We start from the raw sequence: 23,761 nt of genomic DNA, 5'->3' as shown, positions 1-23,761 counted from the left end.
ATCGCTGCTTACGCTGGCCTCTTTTGCAGCCAGTCGCCCCGCACCGCCTCGTAGGCCGCCGCCACCTGCAACAAGGCCAGATCGCCTTGTGGTTTACCGATCAGCTGCACGCCCATGGGCCAGCCGTGTGTCGGGTGAAAGCCCGCAGGCAGGCTGATGGCGGGCAGGCCCGCCAGCGTGGCGTAAATGGTGCACTCCATCCAGCGGTGGTAGGTGTCCATGGCGCTTGCGCCAATGTGTTGTGGCCAGCGCTCTTGCAGCGCAAACGGCCAGGTCTGCGCCACGGGCAGGGCCAGCACGTCGTATTGGCCAAACAGACCGAGCAGGTGCTGGTAGAAGGCGCTGCGTGTCTGGCTGGCCTGCATGAAGTCCATGAACGACAGCTTGAGCGAGTTCTCATGCTCCCACAGGGCTTCAGGTTTGAGTTGGTCTTTGGCGCCCGGAATTTGCAGCAAGGCCGCCACTTTGGGGCCGACCAGCGCACGGCGCCAGACCAACCAGCAGTCCCACAGCGCTTGCGTGTCAAAGCCCAGACCGATGGCGCTCACCTGGGCACCATGGCCCGCCATGTGCTGCAGCGCCTCTTGGCACACGTCCAGAATGCCGTCCTCCATGGCCAGGTGGCCGTTCAGGTCGCCCAACCAACCGACACGTAAACCGCGCAGCGCATCGGGCGTGTACCGCAAGTCGGATGCGTCAACGCTGCCGTTGAGTGACAGCGGTTGGCGGGCGTCATGGCCTGACTGTGTGGCCAGCAGGCGGGCCAAGTCGCGCACGCTGCGGGCCATGGGGCCTTCGGTGCCCAGCTGGTCCACCCACACATCGGCCCCAGGGCCAAAGGGCACGCGGCCTTGCGAGGGGCGCATGCCAAAAATGTGGTTCCAGCCCGCCGGGTTGCGCAGGCTGCCCATGAAGTCTGAACCATCGGCCACGGGCAGCAGGCGCTGGGCCAGTGCCACGGCCGCGCCGCCGCTGCTGCCGCCTGCGCTCACCGCCGTGTCCCAGGCGTTGGGCGTGGGGCCAAACAAGGTGTTGAAGGTGTGCGAGCCCAGGCCCAGCTCGGGCATGTTGGTTTTGCCGATCACGATGGCGCCCGCTGCCTTCATGCGCTCGGTCATGATGCTGTCCTTGGCGGGAAGGGCCGCTTGCAGCACGGTACTGCCAAAGGTGGTCGGAAAGCCCACGGCGTGTCCGGTGTCCTTGATGGCCTGCGGGATGCCGTGCAGCCAGCCGCGAGACTGGCCGAGCGCCAGCTCGGCGTCGCAGGTCCGTGCTTGGGCCAGCAGGGTATCGGCCGGGGCGAGGTTGACGATGGCGTTGTAGGTGGGGTTGAGCTGCTCGATGCGGGCCAGATAGGCTTGCATCACCTCGGTGCAAGAAACCTGGCGCTGGTGGATGCGCCCGGACAGTTCGCTGGCGTTGAAGTCGGTGATCTGGGTCATTCGAGGGTGTTCTTTCACTTCCAGGACAGTGGGGGCGGCACAAAGCCGCACCATTCGGTTTCGAGCCAGCGGGCCATGTTCAGGCACAGCGGGTCGGCAAAGCTGTTGCCAATGATCTGCGCCCCGACGGGCAGACCGTCCGGGCTTTGCCCGATCGGGATCGCGGTGGCGGGCAAGCCCACCACACCGGGGTAGCCCGCCCAGAACAGGCTGTCGGTGTGGGGTTGGTCTTGGCCGTTGACCTGGAGCATGCGCTCCCAGCGCTCGCCTTGTTGGTTGTGCAAAAAGGCGGGCGAGGTGGCCACTGGGGTGATCAGCAGGTCCAGCGTGTCAAAGTAGCTGCGCCACTGCGCCCGCAGCACGGCGCGTTGCTGGTCAAACTCGACCCAGTCGCGGTGCGTGAGCGTGCTGCCGCGCCAGACGCGCTCGCGCATGGAGTCCAGCGCGGGGTCGGCTTGCTGGCCCAACGCCTGAAAGCGGGCAAAAGTCGCGTCGTCCAGCCAGGCGCCAGTGGCCGAGCGCAGCAGGTACGAGTACACACGGTGCGACTGCGTGCTGTCCACCGGGCGGTGGTCGTCCAGCACGGTCACGCCTTGCAAACGCAAAAAGTCGGCCAGCGCATGCAGCCGGTCTTGAATACTCTGGTCCACCCGCGCTTCGGGGTCGTCGTAGACGATGGCCACGCGGCATTGCCAGGGGGCTTTGTCGGTTTGACGCCATTGGGCGGGCGTCCAACCCATGGGGCCAAACTGTTGCAAGGGGGTGGTCAGCACCTGCATGGCCAGTTGCAGGTCCTGGGCGCTGCGCGCCAGTGGCCCGGCCACGGCAATGTCCAGGCTGTCAATGCAGCGCACACCGGGCAGCTGGTGGCCCTCCATGGGCACCACGCCCCAGGTGGGCTTGTGGCCATACACGCCGCAGTAATGCGCCGGGTTTCGGATCGACGCACCGATGTCACTGCCCAGTTCCAAAGGGGTCATGCCTGAGGCCAGCGCGGCGCTGGCCCCACCCGATGATCCGCCCGGTGTGCGCGTCAGGTCCCAGGGGTTGTTCGTGGTGCCATAGACCGGGTTGAACGACTGCCAGTCACCTAGAGCGACGGGCACATTGGTCTTGCCAAAGACCACGGCGCCTGCGTCCAGCAGGCGCTGCACGGCCACGGCGGGCTGTTCGGCGATGTTGTCTTTGTAGTCCGGAAAGCCCCAGCAAGTGGGGGTGCCCGGCAGGTCGAACGATTCCTTGACGGTCATGGGCAGGCCGTGCAGCGGCCCCCAGTCTTCGCCTCGCGCGCGGGCTGCGTCGGCGGCAGCGGCGCGTTCGCGGGCGGCGCCAAAGGTGCGCACCACCACGGCGTTGATGCGGCTGTCGAGTTGTGCCACCCGGGCGATGTGCTGGGCCAGCAATTGGCTGCTGGTGACTTCGCCTGCGCGCAAGCGCGCGAGCAGTTCGGTGGCGGTGCTGTAGGTGTAGTCGGTCATGCCGGGCCTGAGTGTGTGCCAATGAAAAACCCGGGGATGCACGGTGGTGTGTGCATGTCCCGGGCCGTCGAGTGGTGCAGCGCTTTCGCGCCGCAGGGTTCACGTCATTGAGGTTCGACGTTGGCGGCCTTGAACAAGGCGCGGTAGCGGGACACCTCCTGGGTGTAGAAGCGGTCGACTTCAGCCACGCTCATGCTTGCAGGCACCTGGCTGCCGGTGGTGGTCATGCCCTTGACAAAGGCTTCGGACTTGATGGCCTCGTTCATGGCCTGGTTGAGTTTTTGGACCACGGCGTCGAGCGTGTTTTTAGACACCTGCAGGCCGATCCAGATGTCGAACACGAAGTCGGACATGCCACGCTGCGCGCTGATGGGCGCGGCATCGGGCAGTTGGGGGTGAGGGGCGGTGGACGAGATGCCGATGATCTTGAAGCGGTTGTCCTTGACCATGCCAATGATGGGGCCTGCCACAGGGACAAAGGCCATGTCCACGCTGTTGCCGCCCAAGTCGGTGTAGATCTGCACGGCCGCTTTGTAGGGCACGTGCAGCATGTCCAGTCCGGTCAGGGTTTTGAAGCGCTCACCCATGATGTGGTACAGCGAGCCCTGGCCCACGCTGGCGTAGCTGACCTGCTTGCCCTTGGCCCAGGCCAGGAATTCCGGCAGGTTGTTGACCGGCAGGTCCTTGCGCACCGCCAGGCCGATCGAGGTGCGGCCCATCAGGCTGGCCATGCGGACTTCTTCGGGCTTGAACTTGACGGCCGACAGGGCCAGGGGGGCCATCACCAGCTCCATGGGGGTGCTCAGCAGCTGGTAGTAGCCGTCAGCAGGGGCTGCCAGCACTTTTTGAACGCCCAAAGCGCCGCTCACGCCGCCCAGGTTCTCGACCATCATCTTTTGGCCGAGGTTTTTTTCGTATTCGACCTGCACCAGGCGGGCCACCGCATCCGAAGGGCCGCCCGCAGGGTAGGGCACCATCACGGTGACCATCTTGTTGGGGAAGCCCTGTGCAGTGGCGCTGAGCACCATCAGGCTGCCCAGCAGGCCAGCGAGCAGTCGCGAAATCGTACGGCGTGAAATCATGGTTTGTCGTCCTCGGGTGTTGTGGTGGCGGCCGCACACGCTGCGGTCACGGGGAATCCACAGTCTGAACAACTTGCCCGTTTCCCTGTATCGAAAAATGGCAAACGCCGGGCGGGGTTTTCCCCAAAAGTGCCAGGCGGCCCGGTTTCAGGGCTGCTTTGCCAAACCCTGCACCGCCTGCTGCGCCGCTTGCAGGCCTTGGCGCCAGACCTGTTGTTGCCAGTCGCTGGAGGGCGGATTGAACGCTTCGCGCATGTCCGTCCGGATGGCCGCCTGCTGCGCGTGCGGGGCCTCGGGGTGCAAAGCCAGCCAGTGGTCGGCGCGCATGGCCAGAATCATCTGCGCCAATGGCAGGGTACCAAACTCCAGGCAAATGCCCGTGTACTGCGCTTGCGGGCATTCCTCGTAAATGGCCATCTGGATCGGGCCGGACAAGGGCACGCTTTGGGATGTGCCCGTGTCCACCGAGGTGATGTCTGCTCCCCACCACTGGCGGGCGCGACGCAATGTTGGGCCCGTGTCTGTGCAGGCAAAAATGCGCTCGCCGTGACCGTGTGGGCCCAGACCCGTGTGCAGGTCGATCCAGGCGATCTGCCGGGCCTGCCCCAGATGGTCTTGCAGCACTTGCCGGAAGGTGCGGTGGCTCCAGGTGGGGGCGAGCCCGCCAAACCACACACCGTCTGGATATTGGTACTGGCCGCTGGTGATGGCCCGCTGCATGCGCCGATCACCCCAAATCTGGGCTTGCGCCTGCAGCGCGGCGGCCTGCTCGGGCGTGGGCGGCCAGTGCTCGGGCAGCAGCAGGGCGTGGATCTCGGCGTAATCGGTGTTGACCGGCAGGGGCTGACCGAAGTCGATGAAGTTGCGGTTGAGGTCGACGTTGTCTTCGTTGACCCGCCGTGCGTGCGAAAAGCCATGAGGGTTGACCGCATGCACATGCACCACCGCCACATCGGGCGGCAGTGTCAGTTGTTGCAACAGCCCGGTCTGGATGGCCGAGCCGCAAAAGCCCTCGATGCCGTGCACCGCGCTGGTGGTCATCAGCACTTTGGAGGCGTTCGCCGGACCGTGCACCGCTACGTCCATGGCCAGCGCTTCGCCTTGCGCACCTAGCAAGGGCAAGCTGTCACTGTGCAACTTAGCCCCGCAGGCATCGGCAGCCTGTAAAAAGAGCGCACGGGACTCGCGGTAGCTGGGGCAAAAGGGTGGTGTGTTCATGGTTGGGCCTTGATCTGGTTCAGCCAGCCCGCTGCCAAGCCAAACAACACGATCATCAAGATACCTCAGATGGCCTGGGCGGTGCTCATCGTTGGCGCAGGGTGTCCGAGGGCAGTTCGCCAAACAGGTGTTTGTAGTCCTGTGCAAACTGACTCAAGTGCCAAAAACCCCAGTGTGAGGCGATGTCTTGGATGGTCTCGCCCGGTGTCGCCTGGCGCAGGGCGCGGCGCACGCTGTTCAGCCGCAGCGAGCGCAGGTACTTGATGGGCGTGGTGCCCAGCACGTCCTGAAAGCAATAGTTGAGTTTGCGCCGACTTGTGCCCACACGGCTGCACACCTCCAAAATGGACAGCGGCTCGTCGGCATGGCCCATCATCAGCTCGCAGGCCCGGTCCACTAGTTTTTTGCGCCGCTCCAGGTTGGGCAGCTCGGAGGTGTCGACCTGGGCGGGCAGGGCTTCGAGCCATTCCATCAGGATCTCGTCGCGCAGCTGGCGCAAGGCTTGCGGGTCGTGCTGGCGGTGCGCCAGGGCGCTGGCCTGGTCCAGCACGGTCAGCTGCAGGTCGCGCAGGTTCTGGGCCTTGATGTCGGTGGTTTGCAGCACCAGCTGCTTTTCAAGCCAGTGCGCCAGGGGTTTTTGGTACATGCGCTCCCACAGTGGGTTGAGCAGGCTGCGCGCCACCACCACAGCGATCAGGGTGAAGTGGGGCGGCGTGGTCAGGTCTACCTCGTCGCCCTTGCCGCACATGATGGCGTGGGCTGGCACCCGTTGGCCGTTGAAAAACAGATCGGGGGAATCTTGCAAAGCCATGGCAAAGCCGTACACGCTGTCATCGAGCCGACCGCGCTGGCGCAAAGCGATGCTGGTGTCTTCGCGCAGCAGCGTCACCTCGGGCAGCTGAACCTGGTGGATGCGCCCCTTGAACTGGCCAGGCGAGAGTTGCTCGTACTGCAGCGCCCAGCCCTGCTGGGCCAGGGCGTGCTGGTCCATGTCCTGGGTGTCGAGTACCTGGACCCAGGTTGAACGGGCGAGGGAGTTGGGCATGGAAAGGGGCGGAGCGCAGAAAAAAACCGTGATTTTTGAGATTCTGCATGGCAGCGACATCCCCGTCATTTCAGGTTAACCCGGCACTGGTTTTGCGCAAAGTGGATGGGGTGTACAGAAATTCTGTGTTTTTCACCCATGGCTCGGGTCCAAAGGTCGGCTAATAAGTAGTTTGAACAAGTTCGAAACAGCTATTTTTTTGATTAGGATGTGTGTTGATCTTGACCTTTGTTGTCTGTATTCATCCGATTTCATGCTTCTCACCCCCCACCAAGCCAAGTACATCGCCCATGACTTGACGCTCCAGCATGCTGGTGGCGGGTTGGATCGACTCTCGCAGGCGCTGTTTAACGCCAGTGTGGACTTGAACCCCCACCAGATTGAGGCTGCGGTCTTCGCTTTGCGGTCGCCACTGTCCAAAGGCGTCATGCTGGCCGATGAAGTGGGCTTGGGCAAAACCATCGAAGCGGGCATTGTGCTGTGTCAATACTGGGCCGAGCGCAAGCGTCAGTTGTTGGTTATTTGCCCCGCGTCGCTGCGCAAACAATGGGCGCTGGAGCTGGAAGAAAAATTCAATCTGCCAGCAGTTGTTCTGGACTCCAAAACATGGCGTGAAGCACAGCGCAAGGGCTTGGCCCCATTGCAGCAAAAGGCGGTGGTGGTCATGTCGTATGCCTATGCCACACGCATCAAGGAAGACATCCGGTCCATGGCCTGGGACTTGGTTGTCATTGATGAAGCGCACAAACTGCGCAACGCTTACAGAGACAGCAACAAGATCGGTCAGGCCCTGCGCTGGGCCACATCAGACAGCCGAAAGTTGCTGCTGACCGCGACCCCGCTGCAAAACTCCATCTTGGAGCTGTATGGCCTGTCCACACTGATCGACGACAACATTTTTGGCGACCTGAATTCTTTTCGCAGCCAATTCACTGGAGCCAGTGGTGATTTGGACGGCTTGCGCAACCGCTTGGCCAGTTTTTGCAAGCGCACCCTTCGCAAGGATGTGACCGAGTACATCAGTTATACCCAGCGCAAACCTCACACACAAAAGTTCCGATCCACCGACGACGAGCACCGTTTTTACGAAGCCGTCACGGACTATCTGACCCGTGAAGACAGTTACGCCATTCCCCGACGCCAGCGCCATCTGACCGAGTTGGTGCTGAGAAAGTTGTTGGCTTCTAGCTCGCAGGCTATTGCGGGCACCTTGGGCGTCATGAAGCTGAGGCTTGAAGCCTTGCGCGACGAAAAAATCCAGACCCAAGACGACTGGATTGAAACGTTGGTGGACGAAGAAGAAATGGAAGAAGACCTTCTTGACGAAATTCTCAACGAAGGTGACGAGCCCGACACTGCGACCCAAGACCCTGGTCAGCTCGACCGCAAACGGCTCAATGATGAAATTGGTGAGCTGGACCGTTTGCACACTTGGGCGCAAAGCATTGGCACCGATACCAAAACCACAGCCTTATTGCAAGCGTTGGATGTTGGCTTCAAAGCCATGGCGCAAACTGGAGCTCAGCGCAAAGCCCTCATCTTTACCGAATCCAAGCGCACACAGGAATACCTCAAGCGCTACCTGGAGCAAAACGGTCATGCAGGCCGAGTGGTGCTGTTCAGTGGCACCAACGGCGGGCCTGAGGCGGCCAGCATTTACGACCAGTGGATCGTCCGCAACCAAGGGATAGGTCGCATCACCGGCTCAAGAGATATCGATATCCGCGCCGCGCTGATTGAACACTTCAGAGACGATGCATCCATCCTCATTGCCACCGAAGCGGCGGCTGAGGGTGTGAACATGCAGTTCTGCTCTTTGGTCATCAATTACGACCTGCCCTGGAACCCCCAGCGCGTGGAGCAACGCATTGGCCGCTGCCACCGCTATGGCCAAAAGCATGATGTGGTCGTCATCAACTTCTTCAACGAGCGTAACCATGCGGACCAGCGCGTGCTGGAGTTGCTGGACAACAAATTCAAATTGTTCGATGGCGTGTTTGGTGCCTCTGACGAAGTGCTGGGCACCATCGAATCCGGAGTTGACTTTGAGAAGCGCATTCTGGATATCTATCGCACATGCCGCACAAAAGAAGAAATTGACAACGCTTTTAACGCGCTGCGGGCCGAAATGGACGCCAGCATCCAAGCGCGCATGCAAGACACCCGTCGCCAGTTACTGGAAAATTTTGATGCCGAAGTGCATGACCGCCTGCGCTTGCAGTTGCAAGACACCCATGCTCACTTGGACCGCTTCAGCCGCCGCTTTTGGGACTTGACTCAGCACGTGTTGGCCAAACAAGCTTGGTTTGACAGCGAACAGCTTAGCTTTGATTTGAAAGCACCACCCGCCAGCGACATTGCTGCCGGGCGCTACCACCTGATTTCGCGCAACCAACCGCAAGACGCCAACTCACTGGCTTTCAATGATTCAGGGCAAGACAGCTTTACCTACCGGCTTTCTCACCCCTTGGGCGAGTGGGTGATTCAAAGCGCACAAACTGCCGACACCCCGCTGCAGCGTTTGGTGTTCGATCCGCAAAAAAATGAAGCCCGAATTTCGGTGGTCGATGTCTTGCGCGGCAAGTCGGGTGTGCTTACTCTGCAAAAACTCACGGTGGACAGCTTTGAAAAACAGGAATTTTTGTTGTTCTCGGCCTTGACCGAGCAGGGGCAGTCGCTGGACCAAGAAACTTGCGAAAAGCTCATGGCCTGCCATGCGCTATTGGATGAAGCCTCGGTCATCTTGGACGAAACGGTTCAATCAAGACTGCGTGCCGAAGCACAACGCCACGCGCAGGCCACGGTAGCCACATCGCTCGAAACCAACAACAAACACTTCGCCGAAGCCCGCGACAAGCTGGACCGCTGGGCCGAAGACATGGTGCAAGGGGCTGAGCAGGCTCTGAAAAACACCAAAGAGCAAATCAAGGTGGCCCAACGCGAGGCGAGACAAGCCCCCACTTTGGATGAGCAACAGGTCATTCAAGAGCGAATAGCTAAGCTTGAGCGCCAGCAACGCAAGCAGAGGCAAGAAATTTTTCAAGTGGAAGACGAGATCCACGATAAGCGTGATCAGCTCATTGAAGAGTTGACTAGACGAATGGCGCATTCGGCATCATCTGAACCACTTTTCACCATCGCATGGCAGGTTATTTGAACCTGCAAAACAACCCGCAGCAAGACATGGCAACGACAAACAACAAACAACTCGTCCGTCTCAAAGGCCTTTTGAAGGACCTTTTCCAACTTGACCAACCTGAGCTCGACTTTGGGCTTTACAAAATCATGCACGCCAAGAGCGTGCAGATCACCCATTTTCTGGAAAACGATCTGCTCAAGGAAATTGAGACAGCATTTGGTGCTCGTGACAGCGCCAATGCCGAGCAGCTATTTGCACAAGCCAAAGCCAAGCTGTTTGAAAGCCTGGGCGACACCGCCTTGGACGCCAAAGGAGAACTCAATCCCGCCTTTGCTGGATTGCCAGCAGGTAAAAAGTATCTCGAAGACATGGCGGCAGCCCAAGCCGCCAAAGAGTCATTGAGCGCTGATGCGGAAATTTACGACCACCTGTACCGTTTCTTTGAACGCTATTACGACAACGGCGATTTTTTGAGCCGCCGTTACTACGCCCGCGAGAGTGACACACGCGCCGCACCTTACAGCGTGCCCTACGACGGACGCGAGGTGTATTTGCATTGGGCCAACAAAGACCAGTACTACATCAAGAGCGGTGAAAACTTCACCCACTACACCTTCGACCCGATCGAAGCCGTCAAAAAGCATTTAGATGTTGCCAAAACCAACGGCCAAGACGGAGCCTTTGATTTTGAAGTGCCTACCACTGCCACAGGCGAACAAAAAGCCATGAAGGTGCATTTGCGCATTGCCGAGGCACAAGAGGGCGAGCACGGCAACATCAAAGCCAGTGGTGATCAAAAGCGTGAATTCATCCCGCTGCTCAGCAGTCCTGCTGAGCTGGATGCCGATGGCAGCCTAGTGCTGAACTTTGAATACAAGGTGCTGACAGAAGGCTATCCCTTTGACGAAGACGAGATCAAAGCCAAGTTTGGAAGCATCAACAAAGAGCACATGCCCGCCCACTGGATGGCAGATGTGTTCTTGCAAGCCATGGCACAGTTGCCAGAAGGTCAAACTGCGGACTACATGCGTCTGCTTAATCTGTTGGCTCCCACCGAAAAACAAACCAAGCGCCCCTTGCTGGCTAAGTACATCAGCTTGTACACCGCCCGCAACACTATGGATTACTTCATCCACAAAGACCTGGGTGGCTTCTTGCGCCGTGAGCTGGACTTCTACATCAAGAACGAAGTCATGCGGCTAGACGACATTGAAAACGCCGATGCACCCAAGGTGGAGCAGTATCTGGGCAAGGTCAAGGTGTTACGCCGCATCGCGCATCAGCTCATCGCTTTCTTGGCTCAGCTTGAGGACTTTCAGAAAAAGCTTTGGCTGAAGAAGAAGTTTGTGACAGAGGTGAATTACTGCATCACGTTGGATCGAGTTCCAGAGAAGTTCTATCCAGAGATAGCGGCAAACGAGGCGCAGCGTGATGAATGGGTCAGACTGTTTGCCATTGATGAAGTTGTGGGCGATACCGCGCAGGTGGGTTACAGCGTGCCGTTGACGGAAGAGTTTTTGAAGGGAAACCCGTTTTTATTGCTCGATACGGCATTGTTTGACGATCACTTCAAAGCTAATTTACTGACCGAAATTGAAAATCTAGATGCTCAGTGTGATGGTGTGTTGATTCACTCCGAGAATTTTCAAGCTTTAGGGTTAATGCAACGAACGTTAGAGAGTAAGGTTAAATTTATCTATATTGACCCACCATATAACAAAGGTTACGACGGGTTTATATATAAGGATGCCTATAAGCATAGCTCTTGGTGCACACTCATTTCAGAACGAGTTGGCAAACATATGTCCTTATTGCAAGAAAATGGTATCTTCTCCGTAAGTATTGATGATGATGAAGTTTCTAACTTGAAGTCGATACTTGACGCTCAGTGTGGTGCGAATAATTATGTTGCCAATTTAATATGGGATAGAAATCATTCTGCCCAGTCCGGTTATTACAAAATATATCATGAATATATTTTGAATTATGCAAAAAATAAAAACAACTTAGATATCACATCTTCTGCGGAGGGCTTTGTTATTGCAGGCGCCATGAAAAAGGAATCGAAGCGTCATAAGTTACAGGAATTCAGTTTTCCTGCCGGCGTCAAATGCGAGGCTCCTGACGGTACTATTTTTTCAGGCAAATGGGGAGGGGCCGAGACAGTTGAAGTAACCTCTGGAAGCATGCATGTAATCGAGGGTAAGACAGTATCCCCTGTGACCCTAAAGGCTGCATGGACTCAATATGGGCAGATGACTAAATTTTTTAAGAATAGTGCTGAAAAAGTATTTGATACCAAGGGTCAGGAAATTGTTGATTTCTACTTTTCATCTACAGGTAAGTTGAAGTATAAGAAAATTAGAAATTCTGAAATACCCTCGTCAGTGCAAAGGTTTGGTACTGCAAGTCAGGCGTCTACTGCGCTGAGTAATATTCTTGGATATTCGATTAATTCAACACCAAAGCCGATCGAGTTGAATAGATTTTTTATTGATTATTACTGCTCTGACGGTGATATTTTTGTTGATTATTTTGCTGGGTCAGGGACATCTGCTCATGCGGCAATTAATTTCAGTAGAGATCTGTCGGGCTCGTTGAAATATTATTTAGTGGAACAGGGTGATTATTTTGATGGTGTTCTTTTGCCCAGAATTAAAAAGTGTGTTTACAGCAACAGTTGGAGTAATGGAAAACCGATTGAGCAAGATGGAGTGAGTTCATGCTTTAAATATCTTCGTCTTGAGAGCTATGAAGATGCACTCAACAATTTGATTGTGTCTGATGATGCGGCCCGTGACCGCGCCTTGGATGCAAGTCCAGAGCTTCGTTCTGCATATATGCTGAACTATTGGCTGGATGTTGAGACACAAGGCAGCCCCAGCTTGTTGAATGTGCAAGCCTTTGCCGACCCCGCCAACTACGCCATGAAGATCAAAAGGCCGGGCAGCGATGCATTGGCACTACAACGTATTGATCTGATTGAGACCTTCAACTGGCTGATTGGCCTGTGGGTGGAGCATTTGGCTGCCCCGCAAACTTTCAGTGCTGAGTTTGAACGAGAGGTAGACAAAGATTTGCCCAAGGATCAGAACACTCGCCTGGTGTGCAAGCGCCTCAAGCCGGATGATCAAGGTCCGTTCTGGTTCCGCCTGGTGGAGGGCTATACGCTCAAGGTACCGGGTGATGACAGCTCGCGCCAAAAAACGCTCATTGTTTGGCGCAAGCTGACCGACAACCCCGAGCAAGACAACGCTGCATTGCAAAAGTTCCTGATGGAAAAGCTGCAAATCTCACCGCGTGAAAACACCTACGATGTGATCTATGTGAATGGCAGCCACACGCTGCCCAACCCATTGGTGGAAGCTGAACAGACCAAAGTGCGTCTGATTGAAGAGGCCTTTCACGCGGCCATGTGGTCGCAAGAGGCGAACTGATGGCTTCCCGTTCAAAAACCGCACGGTCGGCGCCAGTTTTGCCTTTCTCACAAAAACTGGTGCTCAACCAATGGTTGATTTCGTTGTTTGGCATCGACCCATTGCAGCAGCATCAACACAATGGGCGTCCCGTGCGTCCCATGTATGCGTTGACCAAGACTTTGCGCGATTGCCGTGAAGGTCTGGATACTGACAACCTGCACTTTTATTACAAGCAATTGCAGCTGGGTTGGCTGCCGCAGGCATCGTTGCATCCTGATCGTTTGCTGGCCTACGAGCAAAACATCGTGGCGCACACCCAATGGCTCAACGAGGGGCGTGATCGGCCTATTGAGTGGAAGTATTACCAATGGTTGTCGCTGTTATTCACAGAGATTTATCTGGATCAGTACTTCAGCCACCGGGCTAATTTGCTGTCCAGTTTGAATGGCTACGTTAACCGCTTCAATGCGCACTGGGCCTCGCAGGCCATGCCACACGCGACGGGGATTGAGCCCTACACCGAAGACGAGTTGAACAAACTCTGTTTGCAAAACGCCACTGGGTCGGGCAAGACGCTGCTTATGCATGTGAACTACCGTCAGTTCGCGCATTACGCCAAAGAGGCGGGCCAGCCCGATGCGGTGACGCGCACCATCCTCATTACGCCCAACGAGAGTCTGAGCCAGCAGCATGAGCTTGAGATGCGCCAAAGTGGTATTGAAGTGGGCCGCTTGGTGCTGGACAACAACGATATGTTTGCCAGCCAAAGTGGGCATTTGACCCGCATTGACTATATAGAGATCACCAAGCTGGGTGACAAGGATGGGCCGACCTCCATCGCCACCCGCAACCTGGGCATGCAAAACCTGATCCTTGTGGACGAAGGCCACCGAGGGATGGGTAAGGCCGAAGAGGATGGCTGGTACAAGCAGCGGTCTATGCTGACCGAGCAGGGCTTTGCGTTTGAGTATTCGGCCACCTTCCGCGAGGCCGTCACTGCCGCTGCAAGCCCAAGGATTGAACAGGCCTACGCCAAGGCGGTGCTGTTTGATTACTCGTACAAATATTTTTACGAAGATGGCTACGGCAAGGATTACCGGATTTTCAACATTCCAAAGTCCCAAGAGGACGTGGAGTTTTTGTACCTGACGGGTTGCCTGCTGACTTTTTACCAACAGCTTGCACTGTATGAAGTGCGCAAGGCGGAATACGCAGAGTTCAACCTGGAAAAGCCACTTTGGGTGTTTGTGGGCGGCAGTGTCAGCAAGGCTGTTACAAGCAAAAAAGTCAAAAGCAAAGTGGTTGTAGAGGTTGATGAAACTGCTTCAGACGTGGTGCAGGTTTTGAGCTTTTTGGCGAGGTTTCTGGCCGATCCAGACAGGGCCAAAAATGCGGTTCAATCTTTGTTGACGAAAAAGGGCGACGAGACGGGCCTGGTCAGCAACAACGTGGATATTTTTCACGGGGCGTTTTTGTACTTGCTGCAACAGATGCAGTCGGGCAAAACGGTTGAAACCATCCACTCAGACATCTTGGCCAAGCTGTTCAACAACTCAGCGGGCGGTTTGCTGCAAGTGCAGCGCTTAAAGGGCGACAGTGGTGAATTGGTGTTGCTGGCTGGAGAGGCCAGTCAGCACTTTGGTTTGATCAATGTGGGTGATGCACTCGGCCTGTCCAAACATTTGGAGTCATTGCAAAAGTCTGACCTCTTGCCGCCGATGGTGGTCGGGGACAGTGATTTCCTTGCCGCGCAGTTCAACAGCGTCAAGGAGTCAAGCTCGCCTATCAATCTGCTGATGGGTGCTAAAAAATTCGTTGAAGGGTGGGATTGCTGGCGTGTCAGCACATTGGGGCTGATGCGAGTAGGGCGAACTGAGGGTTCGCAAATCATTCAGCTTTTTGGTCGTGGTGTGCGTCTCAAGGGGTGGGAGTGGAGCCTCAAGCGTTCGAGCCATGCACGGCCTATGGGTGCACCGCAATACATCAACCTGATTGAGACCTTGAATGTGTTTGGCGTGCAGGCGGACTTCATGGAGAAGTTCCGCCAATTTTTGCAAGACGAAGGCCTTCCTACCAATGACAGTAAAGAGGTGTTCACGATTCCCATGAATGTGACGCATGACTTTGGTCACAAGCTCAAGATCGTTCGGCCTAAACTGAAGGATGGCGAAGGGCGCGAATACAGCTTTAACCGCGACGGCGTGATGCCATTGATGGGGGAGGTGCCCGAGTATTTGACGCGCAACCGAATTGAGGTGGATTGGTATCCCAAAATCACGGCCATTGCTGCCCCTGAGGTTGGCAAACAGGCCGGTGCTGTCATTGAAAGGAATCAAGCGGTTTTTTCAGCGCAGCATGTGGCGTTCATCGATAAGGACCACCTCTATTTTGAGCTGGAAAAGTACAAGGCCCGTGAGAACCAATACAGCTTGATCATTCGGCCTGAAAGCTTGACTGGGTTACTGTTGGACACCAGTTGGTACAGCTTGTTGGTTCCCTCTGAGCTGATGTCGCTGCAAAAATATAGCAACGTGACCGTTTGGAATCAGCTGGCGTTGGAGCTTCTCAAGAAGTATTGCAGCCGCTTTTTTGACTACAAGCGCGATGAGTTCATCCGCCCAAGGCTGCGTGTGGTGGACCTTGATTCAGCACATGAAAACTTGCCGCAACCAGGTGAGGTGTACACACTGACGGTGGACGCCAGCGAGACTCAGCTGATTGCCGATATTCAAAAATTACAGTCCGACATTGAAGCCGCGCAACAGAGCAAAGCCAAACGCAAGCTTTTGGATGTTGGGCAGCTCAAAGCTTGCATTCTTGGCAATCACCTGTATCAACCGCTGTTGTCGGCCAAACGTGGAACGCCAATCAGCATTGCACCAGTTGCTCTGAATGAAAGTGAAACTGGTTTTGTAAGCGCACTGATGGGCTGGCTTGACAGAGAAGAAGCACGCCTCGCTTCGGAAAACACCACCATCTACTTGTTACGCAACAAATCGCGAGGCAGTGGAATTGGCTTCTTTGAAGCAGGTAACTTTTACCCAGACTTCATTCTTTGGGCTGTCAACGGATCGAAGCAAGTCGTTTTGTTCATTGAGCCACACGGCATTTCGCATGAAGGCCCGCAACACCCTAAGGTGCAATTCCACAAAACAATCAAAGAAATTGAGCAACGCTTAGGGGATAAAGATTTGCGCTTGGAAAGCGCAATCGTGACGCCTACCAATTTCTCGAGTGTTAAAGATCGTGGGTTGACCAAGCAAGAGTGGGCGAATAGCCATGTTTATTTCATGCTGGACTTAAGCGCCAGTGGCCACCCTGAGTTCATAGACAGTGTGATGCATTTGGTGCAATAAGAGCTGTGCCAGGAATAGGGTTGAAAGCCAGAAAGTCAAGAAATCCTGTGAAAATAAGCCTGTTTCAGTTTAAAAGTGGCCTTTTGGCCGAGGGGTATGCAAATGGCGCAAGCCGATCTGTTGGTTAATTTGATCAAGGCCGCCAGCAATGGCGACCAGATCACATTCCGCAAAGCGGCGGAGTCTTTGATCGTCGAGGAGCGGTCCAAGGGGCACCGCATCCTGGCCGACAGGCTCAGTCGGTCCATGCAAGCTGCCGGGGCACCGATCAATCGGCCAGCCATGGTGACACCTGTTCGCGCAGGAGGGGCTATGCAAAAAGACCTTTTTCACGAAATTCAGCCCGAGCGATCACTTGCCAGTCTGATTCTTCCGCCGGGTATTGCAGAGCAGGTGCAAGAGCTGGTGCAAGAGCAGCACCGCGCCGAGTTGTTGCACGCCTACAACCTCAAGCCACGTCACACGGTGTTGTTGGCGGGCCCGCCAGGCAATGGCAAAACCACTTTGGCCGAAGCTTTGGCCTTTGAGCTGATGGTGCCTTTGCTGGTGGTTCGTTACGAGACGCTCATTGGAAGCTATTTGGGTGAAACATCGACCCGCCTGAAAAACCTAATGGATTACGCACGCACCCAGCGTTGCGTGCTGTTCTTTGACGAGTTCGACACGCTGGGTAAGGAGCGTGGAGACACACATGAGACGGGCGAAATTAAGCGTGTGGTGAGTTCCTTGCTCTTGCAGTTGGATGATTTGCCTGACCATGTGGTCGTGGTGGCTGCCAGCAACCACCCCGAGTTGCTTGACCGTGCCGTGTGGCGGCGCTTTCAGCTGCGCATGGCGCTGCCTGTGCCCACTCGCGCACAATTGGCAGTGTTCATCGATGATGTGGCCCGCCGCTGCAAAGTCAACCTCGGTTATGCCAGTGAAACGCTGGCGAAGCATTTGCTGGGCAGCAATTACGCCGAAGCCGAGGAGTTTTGCCTGTCGGTAATCAGAAAAGCCGTGCTGGAGCAAAAAACCGAGGATGCCAAAACCATCACCCGGGCCAGACTGGATCAGTGGCGACAACGATTAGGGCCAGATCCGAAGGTGTAAATAAAAAAACAAGACACCGAGGTAATTAAGGGAGGAGACAAAAAATGCCAGATCAATTACCCCTGTTGGTTTTCCCACAGCGGCGCACCGTTCAACCTGAGGCAGGCCGTCCTGCATTTTCACCACCGCCACATTTGCCCAGCCGTGCAAGGCAGATAGAGCGGCTTGGTCGTGGACTCAACACATTGCAGCAAAACTGGATGCAGTACAGGGCCAGCTTGTCTGATGCCATGCCCGGCCTGGAGCCTGAGACGGTGCTGGTCATCGAGATCATTGGTCGAGTGGATGATTTTCGAGCTGCGGTGGAGTCTGCAGGTCTTGAATGGCTTGGCGAGTGGGATCAGGTAGATATTGATCCAGATGAAGACTTTTATGCTGCGGATGAACAGGGGCGGCCCAAGGCCTCGCCGCTGACGGGGCGTTTGTTCTTGTCCATGGCCAATGAGCGTGGCATGCGTGAATTGCTTTCGCTTTGGGAACTGTGGGTAGCAGGTAGGCCTTTGCCACGGGGCAAAAGTGCTTGGGGTAAGGTATTTGAGCAATTGCGCAATATCCGTCGCTGGGGCCCTAATGAGAGCCTTGAAGAAACGGGCATGCTGGATCAATGGCGTGCGTTTCTGGAGGTTTCGGATGACCCTGCTGCCATAGAGCGCTTTCAGGTTGAATTTTTCTACCACAGCAATCAGGCACGTCGCCAACGCAATGAATTGCAGTTGCGCGAAACCTTGGGGCGTTTGGGGGGCTCGGTCATTGGCGCCCCTATAGACATTAGTCCCATCGCTTTTCACGCCATGAAGGGCGAGCTGCCCAGAGCTGCCATCGAAGAGTTGGTGCAAGAAGTCAGCGGGGCCGAGTCTGATATCAGGATTGATCTGCTCAAGCTGTCCAGCATCATGTTTTTCAGGCCTACCGGGCAGAGTCTGGCTGTTTCATCGGACGAAGAGGGACAGCCAGGTGTTGTAGCCGGTGCTTTGCCTGATTTGGAGCCGGTTGCAGCTTTGTTCGATGGTGTTCCGTTACAGCTGCACGATGCTTTGTTGGATCGTCTGGATGTCAATGACATGTTTAGTTTGGAGCCTTTGTACCAACCAGGTGAACGCAAACATGGCACGGCCATGGCATCTTTGATTGTTCATGGAGACACGGGCGGTGGCGTGAATGATCCGCTTCGGCGGCGGCTGCTGTGTGTGCCTGTCATGCAGCCAAATGAGACAGATTTCAGAACTCCTCGTTCGGAACACATGCCAGATGATGTGTTCTTTGAAGACCGCATTCAGATTGCTGTGCGTCGTATGTTTGAGGCAGCTAATGGCCTGGAAGCACAGGCCCCACAGATCAAGGTGATCAACTTGTCGATTGGTGATCCAAGTCGTCTGTTGGCACACACCCTGAGCCCTTGGGCACGATTGCTGGATTGGTTGTCCTATGAGTACAGGGTGCTGTTCTGCGTCAGTGCAGGCAACTATACCGATGACATTCAAATGGGCTTGCTTCATTCTGGTTTCTCAACGCTATCGGATGACCAAAAAGTAGAAGCCACTTTGAAAGCCATGCAGCAAGGGTTGGCTGATCGGCGTGTGATGTCTCCTGCGGAGTCCATGAATGCCTTGACCGTTGGTGCTCTGCATGCAGATGAATTTGGTCCGTTTCCGCTTCATCGCAGGGTAGATGTCATGCCAGGCGACGCCCTGCCAAGTCCTGCCATGCGCCTGGGGCATGGATTTCGGCGTTCGGTCAAACCCGAAATCCTCTTAGCAGGTGGCCGTCAACTCTACAAGGACCCCATTCAGGGGCAGCAAACGGCTTATCAGATCGATCCACTCACGGCTATAGGACCGGGTCAAAAGGTGGCGACTGATTCAACCGAACCCGGCAAGCGTTCAAATTTCGGTTACTGGAAGGGAACCAGCAATGCCACAGCCTTAGCTACCAGAGGGGCTGTCCGCATCCATGACATGCTTCAGGCATTACGTGAGCAGCAGGGGCAAGATATTCCAGACGGTTTGATGGCTGTGCTGATGAAAGCTCTCTTGGTGCATGGTGCACGTCAGCCGGAAGAGGCTAAGGCTCAGCTGGAATCAGCATTGAAAACCAGCGCCAATTCTCGCCAGTTCCGCACAGTGTTGGCGCGGTACTTGGGTTACGGCGCAGCAGACATTGAACGTGTTTTGGCTTGCACGGAACAGCGGGCGACTGTGCTCGGGTGTGACGAAATCCGTGAAAACGAAATTCACGAATATGAGTTTCCTTTGCCGGTGTGCATGAGTGGGCAGCGTTTGTGGCGTCGTTTGGTGGTGACCTTGGCATGGTTCACGCCTATCAACCCTGCGCACCGCAACGTTCGGGAAGCCAAGCTGGAATTGGCTCCTGCGGGTAGCAAATGGGCAACGATGCCTTTGAAGTTAGATCGCGTGGATGCGGATCACAATCAAATGCTGCGCGGTACGGTTCAGCATGAAGTTCTGGAATCCCAAAACGCTGTCATGGCTTTTCAGGACGGTGATGTGCTCAGGCTGCGGGTGCATTGCAAGCGCGATGGTGTCGAGCGACTGGACCGCGCAATCCCTTACGGTTTGGCGGTGACCTTGGAAGTCAAACAGGATTTGCCGATTTATCAGGAGATCAAAGCGCGTGTGGCTACTCCTGTGGCGGTGCGTCCTCCAGTTTGATTGAAGACGATTGGAGAGTTGAATCAAACCATTTTCGTGGTGCCAGGAAAATGGTTTGATTGCGGTCTGGTAGCAGAGTGAAAACCCGGGGTGTGCGGTGCCCAAACTTGATAGTGCTTGACGCGCCTTGTGCATAGCATGGGCATCAGATTGAAAGACACCCGATGACCCTGCCGAAGCTGCATATCGCCGTTTTGCTGACCAACGACGACACCTCGGCGTTTGCCGCGCATTTCCCGAACGACGGGCAAAAGGTGGTCGAGCTGCTGCAGCTTCTGCGTCCGGACTGGTCTTACGAGGTTTTGCCGGTCAAGGACGGGGTGCTGCCAGCAAGCCCCGCAGACTTTGACGGCTACGTCATCACCGGCAGCCCGGCCTCGGTCAACGACGACAACCTGCCCTGGGTCGGTTCGTTGCTGGATTTCATCCGCGCCACCGATGCCGCCCGCCAGCCACTGATCGGCCTGTGCTTTGGCCACCAGGCGGTGGCCCGGGCGCTGGGCGGGCAGGTGGCGCGCAACGCGGCGGGTTGGGGTTTGGGCACCGCCCCAACGCACTGGCAGGTTGAACGCCCCTGGATGCAGCCCGCGCAAAGCACCACCACCTTGATGGCAGCCCACAACGAGCAGGTCACCCGCATGCCCGAGGGAGCCGAGTGCCTGGGTGGCAGCGATTTTTGCCCCATCGGCTCGATGCAGGTCGGTCAGCACATCTGGACCACCCAGTACCACCCCGAAATGCCGCAGGTGTTCATGCAGGCGCTGCTGGGCTACCTGGCCGACAAGCTCGACAACGACACCCTGGCCCGCGCCCACGGCAGCCTGCAGCAGGCCGCCGATGTGCCACTGTTTGGCCAGTGGATGGCGCAATTCATTGAACATGCAAGGAACACCCGCCCATGACCGTCTGGCACCCCACCGACGATGGCCACGCCGACCTGGCGGACCACGACAGCTATGTGAACGGCACGCCGCACAACACCTTCCAGCGCCTTCGCGACGAAGACCCGATGGCCTGGTGCAATTGGTCCGAAGGCAAGGGCTTTTGGTCGGTCACGCGGCATGCCGACATTCTGGAGCTCAACCGCAATCACCAGCGCTTGAGTTCTGCCCAAGGCATCCGCATGGAAGACCAGACGCACGAGGAGTACATGGCGCGGCGCACCTTCCAGGAGACCGACCCACCCGAGCACACCCGCACCCGCATGCTGGTGGCCAAGGCCTTTTCCAAGCCCATGATGGCGCTGTACGAAGAGCAGATCCGCGAGCTCTGTGTGGGCATCCTCGACCAAGCGCTGGGGCTGGGTGAGTTTGACGCCACGCACCAGATCGCCCGCCAGCTGCCCATGCGCATGCTTGGGCGCATCGCGGGTTTGCCGGAAGAGGACTTGGACTGGCTGGTGGACAAGGGCGACGCGCTCATGGCCAACACCGACAGCGACTTCACCAGCCATGTGGTCGACAAAATGGACACCGAGGCCTACCGCTTCATGCCGTTTCGCTCGCCTGCCGGGGCTGACTTGTTCGACTACGCGGCCCAGATGATGGAGCGCAAACGCGCAGCGGGTGACACCAGCGGCGTGCTGCACCTGATCACCCAGCCCGATGCGCAAGGCAATGTCATCAGCGACACCGAGTTCCGCAATTTCTTTTGCCTGCTGGTGGCGGCGGGCAACGACACCACACGCTATTCGATTGCGGCGGCCTTGCACGCGCTGGCCAACCAGCCGGGACTGATGCAGCAACTCAAGGCGGTGCAGGGCGAGGCCGCCTGGGAAGGCGTGGCCGACGAGTTCATCCGCTGGGCTTCTCCGGCCACGCATTTCCGCCGTACCGCGACCGAGGACTTCGAGTACCACGGCAAACAGGTCAAGGCGGGCGACAAGGTGCTCTTGTGGTTCATCTCGGGCAACCGGGACGAGCGGGCTTTTGAGCAGCCCTTCACCGTCAACCTGAGCCGGGGTGTGAACCGCCACCTGTCGTTTGGGCAAGGCGGGGCACATGCGTGTCTGGGCATGTGGTTGGCGCGGCTGGAGTTGCGGGTCTTGTTGCAAGAGTTGATCAAGCGGGTCGATCGCATCGAGCAAACGGGCGAACACGCCTTTTTGCGTTCGAATTTTGTTTGTGGCATCAAACGCCTGCCGGTGCGCATGCACCTCATCTGAACCTAGGGTTGAAAGGAATCACCATGTCCAATGTTCAAGAACGCCTGCGGGTGCTGTTTTGTGACCACCTGGCCATTGCGCGGGGCAAATACGTCACGCTCCAACCCGGGCAAGGCGGCGGTGCCCGTTTTTGCCGAGGCACTTTTGGCGTGACGTATGAGAAAGAACTGATCCCCGCGCCCGGTGCCATGGTCATGGAAGGCCTGCCGGACATGGAGGCGGCTTACATCGCCGAAGACATCCGCCCCGGCTGGCAGCCCTTCACCCAGGTGGCCATTGGCGACCTCAAAGCCAACAACGGCACACCGCTGCCCATGTGCGGGCGCAGCGCCTTGAAGCGCGCCGTGGCCGACTGGCAGGCCATGGGCTACGACCCGATGGTGGGCATTGAGCTCGAAGCCTTTGCTTTCCAGATCGAGCCGGACGGCTCGCTCAAACCCTACGACACGCCTGCGGCCCATGTGTATGCCACCGGCCCCTTTGCCGACCCCAGGGGCTTCACCGACGCCCTGTGGGAAAAGGCCACGGCCGCTGGCTTTCGCATCGACAGCATGAACACCGAATACGACGCGCCGCAGTTCGAGTTCACGCTGACCTATGACCGCGCCGTCAAAGCGGTGGACGACATCTTTTTGTTCCGCCTGTTGGCGCGTGAAGTCGCTTTCCAGCACGGCATCGTGCTGACCTTCATGCCCAAGCCCATCCTCACCGTGGGGGGCAGCGGGGTGCACATCAACTTCAGCCTGCGCGATGCTCAGGGCCACAACGCCATCTCGGGTGGGCACGACGCCAGCCAGTTCAACGCATTGACGCTGGGCTGCACCGCCGGTCTGATGCACCACCACCAAGCTTTGGCGGGCCTGCTGGCCCCCAGCGCCAACTCCTACCAGCGTCTGCAACCGGCCAGCCTCTCGGGCTTTTGGCAAAACTGGGCGGTGGACCACCGGGGCGTCACCGTGCGCCTGTCGGCTGAAAGCGGTCCGGGCGCGCGCATCGAGCACCGCATGGGGGACGCTGCCGCCAACCCCTACACCCACACTGCCGCCGTGCTGCAGGCTGCCCGTTTGGGCGTGGCCAATGCGTACAAGCTGCAGCCCGCAGAGACGGGTGACTGTCTGGAAAACAAGGACGCCACCCACAGCGTGCCCGACACCTTGGCGGGCGCACTGGATGCGCTCGAAGCCGACACGGCGCTCACGCAAGCGCTGGGCGAAGGCCTGGTGGCCAACCATGTGGGCATCAAGCGCCACGAGATCGAACGCACGGCAGGCCTCGAAGGCGACGCGCTGCGTGATCACTACATCCGATTCATCTGACCTGAAAGAACCCACCCCATGCCCCAAGTGCACTGGATCATGAGCAATGGCGATCGCGTGAGCGATGACGTGAACGACGGCACCAACCTCATGGACGCCGCGCAGATGAACGGCATCCCCGGCGTCGCGGGCGAATGTGGTGGCTGCCTGTCGTGCGCCACTTGCCATGTCTATGTCGATGAAGCCTGGCTGGCCGCTTGCCCGCCCATGGACGAGGTGGAAAACGCCATGCTCGACATCGTCATCGCGCCACGCCAAAGCGGTAGCCGCCTGAGCTGCCAACTGATCGCCTCCGCTGCGCTCGACGGCATCGTGTTGCATGTGCCCGACTGAAGGCGGCC

The 23,761-nt window shown here is 57.2% G+C and carries 14 protein-coding genes; 9 read left to right on the top strand and 5 right to left on the bottom strand.

The genetic code is table 11. From position 1 onward, the window contains the following. Positions 1 to 8: 8 nt before the first annotated feature. The 5 genes from B9Z40_RS09325 to B9Z40_RS09305 all read right to left on the bottom strand — a co-directional run bounded on the left by B9Z40_RS09325 (position 9) and on the right by B9Z40_RS09305 (position 6,265). Positions 9 to 1,442 (bottom strand): amidase, encoded by a 1,434-nt coding sequence (locus B9Z40_RS09325; protein WP_100173098.1) that lies wholly within the window; start codon positions 1,440 to 1,442, stop codon positions 9 to 11. A gap of 14 nt (positions 1,443 to 1,456) precedes the next feature. Then, positions 1,457 to 2,920, bottom strand: coding sequence for an amidase (locus B9Z40_RS09320; RefSeq protein WP_100173097.1), 1,464 nt, complete (start codon positions 2,918 to 2,920; stop codon positions 1,457 to 1,459). 104 nt (positions 2,921 to 3,024) lie between these two features. After that, positions 3,025 to 4,002, bottom strand: coding sequence for a tripartite tricarboxylate transporter substrate binding protein (locus tag B9Z40_RS09315; RefSeq protein ID WP_143473946.1), 978 nt, complete (start codon positions 4,000 to 4,002; stop codon positions 3,025 to 3,027). A gap of 147 nt (positions 4,003 to 4,149) precedes the next feature. After that, positions 4,150 to 5,220: a M14 family metallopeptidase gene (locus tag B9Z40_RS09310; protein WP_100173095.1), complete on the bottom strand. Its 1,071-nt coding sequence runs from the start codon at positions 5,218 to 5,220 to the stop codon at positions 4,150 to 4,152. 85 nt (positions 5,221 to 5,305) lie between these two features. Beyond that, positions 5,306 to 6,265: a helix-turn-helix domain-containing protein gene (locus tag B9Z40_RS09305; RefSeq protein ID WP_100173094.1), complete on the bottom strand. Its 960-nt coding sequence runs from the start codon at positions 6,263 to 6,265 to the stop codon at positions 5,306 to 5,308. A 253-nt stretch (positions 6,266 to 6,518) separates the two neighbouring features. Between B9Z40_RS09305 and B9Z40_RS09300 the strand changes: the two genes are divergently transcribed. The 9 genes from B9Z40_RS09300 (at position 6,519) to B9Z40_RS09260 (ending at position 23,753) form a co-directional block, all read left to right on the top strand. Continuing rightward, on the top strand, positions 6,519 to 9,422 hold the full coding sequence (locus B9Z40_RS09300) for an SNF2-related protein (protein ID WP_100173093.1): 2,904 nt from the start codon (positions 6,519 to 6,521) through the stop codon (positions 9,420 to 9,422). Further along, a complete protein-coding gene (locus B9Z40_RS09295) occupies positions 9,407 to 12,841 on the top strand; it encodes a DNA methyltransferase (RefSeq protein ID WP_100173092.1) in 3,435 nt (1,144 codons plus the stop codon). Before B9Z40_RS09300 ends, B9Z40_RS09295 begins: the two co-directional genes overlap by 16 nt. Then, on the top strand, positions 12,841 to 16,179 hold the full coding sequence (locus B9Z40_RS09290; protein WP_100173091.1) for a DEAD/DEAH box helicase: 3,339 nt from the start codon (positions 12,841 to 12,843) through the stop codon (positions 16,177 to 16,179). Before B9Z40_RS09295 ends, B9Z40_RS09290 begins: the two co-directional genes overlap by 1 nt. Before the next feature lie 102 nt (positions 16,180 to 16,281). Then, complete coding sequence (locus B9Z40_RS09285; RefSeq protein ID WP_100173430.1) at positions 16,282 to 17,271, top strand: AAA family ATPase; 990 nt, start codon at positions 16,282 to 16,284, stop codon at positions 17,269 to 17,271. 185 nt (positions 17,272 to 17,456) lie between these two features. After that, entirely contained in the window at positions 17,457 to 19,940 is a 2,484-nt protein-coding gene (locus tag B9Z40_RS09280) for a S8 family peptidase (protein WP_233204865.1), read from the top strand. A gap of 164 nt (positions 19,941 to 20,104) precedes the next feature. After that, positions 20,105 to 20,842, top strand: coding sequence for a type 1 glutamine amidotransferase (locus B9Z40_RS09275; protein ID WP_100173089.1), 738 nt, complete (start codon positions 20,105 to 20,107; stop codon positions 20,840 to 20,842). Continuing rightward, positions 20,839 to 22,104, top strand: a complete 1,266-nt coding sequence (locus B9Z40_RS09270) for a cytochrome P450 (protein WP_100173088.1) — start codon at positions 20,839 to 20,841, stop codon at positions 22,102 to 22,104. Before B9Z40_RS09275 ends, B9Z40_RS09270 begins: the two co-directional genes overlap by 4 nt. Positions 22,105 to 22,127: 23 nt before the next feature. Continuing rightward, positions 22,128 to 23,420: a glutamine synthetase family protein gene (locus B9Z40_RS09265; protein ID WP_100173087.1), complete on the top strand. Its 1,293-nt coding sequence runs from the start codon at positions 22,128 to 22,130 to the stop codon at positions 23,418 to 23,420. Between the two features lie 18 nt (positions 23,421 to 23,438). Next, a complete protein-coding gene (locus B9Z40_RS09260; protein ID WP_100173086.1) occupies positions 23,439 to 23,753 on the top strand; it encodes a 2Fe-2S iron-sulfur cluster-binding protein in 315 nt (104 codons plus the stop codon). Positions 23,754 to 23,761 lie beyond the last annotated feature (8 nt).

The sequence above is a fragment of the Limnohabitans sp. 15K genome, assembly GCF_002778285.1.
Classification (GTDB): Bacteria; Pseudomonadota; Gammaproteobacteria; order Burkholderiales; family Burkholderiaceae_C; genus Limnohabitans_A.
Note: the sequence above shows the minus strand (reverse complement) of the source record. Positions and strands in the feature narration are given on the sequence as shown.

Coding starts and splice junctions, on each gene's coding strand:
- B9Z40_RS09325 (WP_100173098.1), bottom strand. CDS start 1,442: ATGACCCAGATCACCGACTTCAACGCCAGCGAACTGTCCGGGCGCATC.
- B9Z40_RS09320 (WP_100173097.1), bottom strand. CDS start 2,920: ATGACCGACTACACCTACAGCACCGCCACCGAACTGCTCGCGCGCTTG.
- B9Z40_RS09315 (WP_143473946.1), bottom strand. CDS start 4,002: ATGATTTCACGCCGTACGATTTCGCGACTGCTCGCTGGCCTGCTGGGC.
- B9Z40_RS09310 (WP_100173095.1), bottom strand. CDS start 5,220: ATGAACACACCACCCTTTTGCCCCAGCTACCGCGAGTCCCGTGCGCTC.
- B9Z40_RS09305 (WP_100173094.1), bottom strand. CDS start 6,265: ATGCCCAACTCCCTCGCCCGTTCAACCTGGGTCCAGGTACTCGACACC.
- B9Z40_RS09300 (WP_100173093.1), top strand. CDS start 6,519: ATGCTTCTCACCCCCCACCAAGCCAAGTACATCGCCCATGACTTGACG.
- B9Z40_RS09295 (WP_100173092.1), top strand. CDS start 9,407: ATGGCAGGTTATTTGAACCTGCAAAACAACCCGCAGCAAGACATGGCA.
- B9Z40_RS09290 (WP_100173091.1), top strand. CDS start 12,841: ATGGCTTCCCGTTCAAAAACCGCACGGTCGGCGCCAGTTTTGCCTTTC.
- B9Z40_RS09285 (WP_100173430.1), top strand. CDS start 16,282: ATGGCGCAAGCCGATCTGTTGGTTAATTTGATCAAGGCCGCCAGCAAT.
- B9Z40_RS09275 (WP_100173089.1), top strand. CDS start 20,105: ATGACCCTGCCGAAGCTGCATATCGCCGTTTTGCTGACCAACGACGAC.
- B9Z40_RS09270 (WP_100173088.1), top strand. CDS start 20,839: ATGACCGTCTGGCACCCCACCGACGATGGCCACGCCGACCTGGCGGAC.
- B9Z40_RS09265 (WP_100173087.1), top strand. CDS start 22,128: ATGTCCAATGTTCAAGAACGCCTGCGGGTGCTGTTTTGTGACCACCTG.
- B9Z40_RS09260 (WP_100173086.1), top strand. CDS start 23,439: ATGCCCCAAGTGCACTGGATCATGAGCAATGGCGATCGCGTGAGCGAT.